4 protein-coding genes and 1 pseudogene are annotated in these 5,148 nt (G+C 42.3%); 4 read left to right on the top strand and 1 reads right to left on the bottom strand.

The window, feature by feature from the left end; genetic code table 11:
* From Q338_RS14180 to Q338_RS11970, 3 genes are all read left to right on the top strand, one after another.
* A partial coding sequence (locus Q338_RS14180) for an IS1 family transposase (protein WP_169815868.1) occupies positions 1–252 on the top strand: 252 nt, incomplete at its 5' end.
* A 157-nt stretch (positions 253–409) separates the two neighbouring features.
* Complete coding sequence (locus Q338_RS11975; protein ID WP_034295768.1) at positions 410–1,138, top strand: hypothetical protein; 729 nt, start codon at positions 410–412, stop codon at positions 1,136–1,138.
* Complete coding sequence (locus Q338_RS11970) at positions 1,128–1,664, top strand: hypothetical protein (protein ID WP_034295766.1); 537 nt, start codon at positions 1,128–1,130, stop codon at positions 1,662–1,664. Before Q338_RS11975 ends, Q338_RS11970 begins: the two co-directional genes overlap by 11 nt.
* A gap of 48 nt (positions 1,665–1,712) precedes the next feature.
* Here Q338_RS11970 and uvrA read toward each other — a convergent pair whose 3' ends face one another.
* Complete coding sequence (uvrA, locus tag Q338_RS11965) at positions 1,713–4,556, bottom strand: excinuclease ABC subunit UvrA (protein ID WP_034295764.1); 2,844 nt, start codon at positions 4,554–4,556, stop codon at positions 1,713–1,715.
* Between the two features lie 350 nt (positions 4,557–4,906).
* Here uvrA and Q338_RS11960 point away from each other — a divergent pair.
* Positions 4,907–5,148, top strand: a pseudogene (locus Q338_RS11960) (IS4-like element ISAba33 family transposase); the annotation flags it as partial.

Here is a 5,148-nt window from a genome sequence, read left to right as displayed (position 1 = left end):
AAAGAACTGAAAGTTACTTACGACCGTATTGCTAGCGATGAGTGGGATGCTTTTGTAAACGCATTTTCTGACGCAGATGACCAATGGATTGGTAAACAACATACCAAAGCGATTGAAGGAAATAATTGTCGTATTCGTCATCGATTAAGTAGAGCAATACGGCGCAGTTGCTGTTTTTCTAAGACATTGTTTTACCATATTAAAGCATTTAATATTGGTTTTTGGGCGATGAATAATCCTAAACAAGTTTAAATCAGCACACTTTTCAGGACATCACCAAACATAGATTTGTGGTGCATTATCAAACCGCGTGGGCAACAAGTTGCCCACCCTACGCTTGCTTATAATTTTACAGGAATCAAATTCAAGATTAAAATAATTGTTCATTTTGATAATGGAGATTTAGCAAATGGATTTCAAAGTAGCAAGTTTCTTTCAACCAATTCAACGTAATGAAAATGAATTTGACAAATCCCTATATCTTTTTGATGAAATTGATGATTTTTTCTGCCTAAAAATTCTCAAAGAAACCAAAACAAAAACAAAAGGCGTGCAAAAAACAGATAATTCTTTAGATTCAGCAGATAATTTTATTCTTTCACATGAAGGTAAACGTTTAGTGGAATTGCGCTATGTGTTTATCGATAAATCAACAAGAAGAATTTTTTATACCATTAGTGGCAGTGATTTGGATAAGATATTACGCCAATATTTCTCCTATACTGATATTATTCAATATGATGTAGATATTGAAAAGTTAGATAGCATTACCAAAATTAATTTAGAAGTTCATAAAAATTGGCACCATGATTGGGTAAATCCTAATGCTGTCCCATCAACTCTACAGAATCTACAATTTGATAAAGAACCCGATAAAACAATTGTTCAAATGGAATATGCAACTCCTACCCGTTTACTAAAAGGCAGAAATTTTCAACAAGTTATAGATGAATACAAAATTCCTAATACCAAATTAACGATGCGTGGTTTTGATGAGCAAGGGAATACTATATTAGTTACAGATAAAGTGCAACTTTTAGTAGAGATTGATATTGTATTTAATGACGCAGCAGACTTGGATAGGATTCCATTATCTGATTTCTGTTATAAATTAAGGAATAAAGCAAATGAGCTTTAAAGTATTTATTACATATTTGCTTCATCTATACAGGTTTTCATTTTTAAAATTTCATTTAACCGTAATTTTAATTGTATTTTTTAGCTATTTAATTCCTCAAGTTCTAATTTATTTTAAATTATTTGATTTTGAGTTTAAAACACTTGTATCCAATCTTACAAATAATTTAAGTAATGTTCTAGCTGGCATGTCAATTTTAATGGCGTTTTTTGTGTTTATTATACAAGGCATTAATTTTTCTAAAATTAATGACATATTTCAAGAAGAAATACCTTTCAAATGTAATAAAAGTGTAACCAAGTATTATAAAGCAAATAAAGTTATTAAAAATACAATATTTTCATTTATTTTAACTTCTTTCTTATTGTTTATTCCATTAGTTTTTTTATTATTAATACGCCCATCTAATAATATTGATATATTGGATTTTGTTGTATTTATTATGATACTTTTAATTGTAGTGTATTTATTGCTTGGAATTTTATTTTCTATGGTTTTTTGGAGTTATACTGTTACAAAAAGTTGAAAGAATTCAGGCTGCCATAAGAAAAACTTTCAGGCAGCCTGAAACCCTTTATTTCAAAACCATCTTCAAATACTTCGCCGTATGGCTTTTCTTATGCTTCGCCACCATTTCAGGGCTGCCTGAAACCAAAATCGTTCCACCGCCAGCCCCACCTTCCAGCCCCAAATCCACAATCCAATCCGCCGTTTTAATCACATCTAAATTATGCTCAATAATCACAATAGAATTGCCTTTGCCCTTCAATCTTTGAATCACTTCCAGCAATAAGGCGATGTCGGCAAAATGCAAACCTGTGGTCGGTTCGTCCAAAATATACAAAGTGCGCCCTGTGTCGCGTTTGGACAATTCCAATGCCAATTTCACGCGCTGTGCCTCGCCGCCCGACAAAGTCGTGGCGGATTGCCCCAAACGAATGTAGCCCAAACCCACGTCCATCAGCGTTTGCAATTTGCGCGATACGGTCGGCACGGCATCAAAAAATTCACGCGCCTCTTCTACGGTTAAGTCCAAGACTTCGCTGATGTTTTTGCCTTTGTAGCGCACTTCCAGCGTTTCGCGGTTGTAGCGTTTGCCGTGGCACACTTCGCATGGCACATACACGTCTGGCAAAAAGTGCATTTCCACTTTAATCACGCCATCACCTTGACAGGCTTCGCAACGTCCGCCTTTGACATTGAATGAAAATCTGCCTACGCTGTAACCGCGTTCTCGCGCCAATGGCACGCCTGCAAACAATTCGCGTATGGGCGTGAACAAGCCTGTGTAAGTGGCTGGATTGGAACGCGGTGTGCGTCCAATGGGCGATTGGTCTACGTTGATGACTTTGTCCAAATATTCCAAGCCGTGAATTTCATCGTAGGGGGCGGGTTCTTCGTGGGCGCGGTTGAGTTCGCGTGCGGCGATTTTGGCAAGGGTGTCGTTAATCAGCGTGGATTTGCCGCTGCCTGAAACGCCTGTTACGCAAGTGATTAATCCCAAAGGCAATTCTAGGGTAACGTTTTTGAGATTGTTGCCACGCGCCCCTGTTAAAACCAGCATTTTGTCGGGATTAACGGGCGTGCGTTTTTCAGGCAGCCTGATTTGTTTTCTGCCGCTCAAATATTGTCCTGTAACCGAATGTTCGCATTGGGCGACTTTATCGGGCGTGTCGGCAATGAGTACGCGACCGCCATGTTCGCCTGCGCCCACGCCCATGTCCACGACAAAATCGGCATGGCGGATTGCGTCTTCATCGTGTTCCACCACAATCACGCTGTTGCCCAAATCGCGCAAGCGTTTCAGGGTCATCAATAATCGGTCGTTGTCGCGCTGGTGCAAGCCGATTGAAGGTTCGTCCAACACATACATCACGCCTGTTAAGCCGCTACCGATTTGGCTTGCCAAGCGTATGCGTTGCGCCTCGCCACCTGAAAGCGTTTCGGCTGAACGGCTTAAATTCAAATAATCCAAGCCCACGTTAATCAAAAAGCCCAAGCGTTCGGTGATTTCTTTGAGGATTTTGTCGGCAATTTGGGCTTTGTTGCCGTCCAGTTTCAAATTTTCAAAAAATTCAAGTGTTTGATTTAAGGGCAAGGCGGACAAATCGTGCAAGGCGGTGTCGCCCACCAAAACGTATCGCGCCTCTTTTCGCAAACGCGCGCCACCACAGCTCGGACAGGCGCGGTGGCTTTGGTATTCGCGCAATTTGTCGCGTATGGTTTCGGAGTCGGTTTCGCGGTAGCGGCGTTCCAAATTGGGCAAAATGCCTTCAAAGGCGTGGGGGCGTTCAAATGTGCCGCCTTTTTCGGATAAATATTTGAAGTTAATCACTTCTTTGCCAGAACCGTGCAAAATGATTTTTTGGACGTTTTCAGGCAGCCTGCACCATTGTTCGTCCACGTCAAAACCATAATGGTGGGCAAGTGATTGTATCATTTGAAAATAAAATTGATTGCGTTTGTCCCAGCCCTCAATCGCGCCAGCCGCCAGCGACAATTCGGGGTGGGCAACCACGCGGTTGGGGTCAAAAAAATCGTTGCTGCCCAAGCCATCGCAACTCGGACACGCGCCCACTGGATTGTTGAACGAAAACAAGCGCGGTTCCAATTCAGGCAGGCTGTACGAACACATGGGGCAAGCAAATTGCGCGGAAAACCAATGTTCTTGATTGGTATCCATTTCTAGGGCGATGGCGCGGTCGCCGCCGTGTCGCAAGGCTGTTTCAAAACTTTCGGCAAGTCGTTGTTGCAAATCGGGTTTGACTTTAATGCGGTCAATCACAACATCAATATCGTGCTTGTGGGTTTTGGCGAGTTTTGGCACTTCGTCCAGCGTGTACACTTCGCCATCAACGCGCACACGCGCGAAACCTTGCGCTTGCAAATCGGCAAACAAATCCACAAATTCGCCTTTGCGTCCGCGCACGGCTGGGGCGAGTATCATCATGCGCGTGTCTTCGGGTAATTGCAAAACAAAATCAACCATTTGTGAAACGGTTTGGCTGGCAAGCGGCAAGCCGTGTTCGGGGCAATGGGGCGTGCCGATACGCGCATACAAAAGGCGCAAATAATCATGGATTTCCGTAACCGTGCCAACGGTGGAACGCGGATTGTGGCTGGTGGATTTTTGTTCAATGGAAATGGCAGGCGACAAGCCTTCAATCAAATCCACATCGGGTTTGTCCATCATCTGCAAAAATTGACGCGCGTAAGCCGACAGGCTTTCCACATAGCGGCGTTGCCCTTCGGCATAGAGCGTGTCAAACGCCAAGCTGGATTTGCCCGAACCCGAAAGCCCTGTAATCACAACCAGTTGATGACGGGGAATGTCCAAATCAATGTTTTTGAGATTGTGGGTGCGCGCACCGCGAATGCGAATGAAGTCGTTGTTTTGAATGGGGGTGTATTTGGACATGGTTCAGGCTGCCTGAAAAATTGAAAACTGGGTATTTTAACATTTTTGCTGGAAAAATTGGCTTTCAGGCTGCCTTTCAGTACACGACAATTTTTACAAACACCCAAAATGTAGGGTGCGTCCAACTCTGTTTTGCTTTCCCCAAACCCTGTTTGGTCATGCAAACAGGGTTTTCTATTTGCCGTATTTTAATCCCGTATCATACAAGGGTGAGTGAAGGTTTCATAATTGTCTCTTTTGGGTTTATTTTTTCAGGCTGCCTTTCAGTACACGACAAAAAAAGTACAATAAAAAAAGAAGTCCGCATCAATTCAGTGGTATCGTATTAATTTTCTCACGACTAATCCAATATGACTGAATTGAGCGAACTTACCCATATCGTAACCAAAACTTTCAAATGGCACAAGAGCCACGTTATTGTTTTTGTGTATTTATTGTGTACCATTGCCATGCGGCAGACCTGTAATTTGAGCAAATTGGCAATGTTTTTCCCTGATGCCAAAGCAACAAACGCCTCTTCCTATCGCCGTATCCAACGGTTTTTTAAGGAAGTTGTGTTTGATTACGACGCGGTTGCCAAATTGATTATGGG

It is taken from the genome of Alysiella crassa DSM 2578 (assembly GCF_000745955.1).
GTDB classification, from domain to species: Bacteria; Pseudomonadota; Gammaproteobacteria; order Burkholderiales; family Neisseriaceae; genus Simonsiella; species Simonsiella crassa.
Note: the sequence above shows the minus strand (reverse complement) of the source record. Positions and strands in the feature narration are given on the sequence as shown.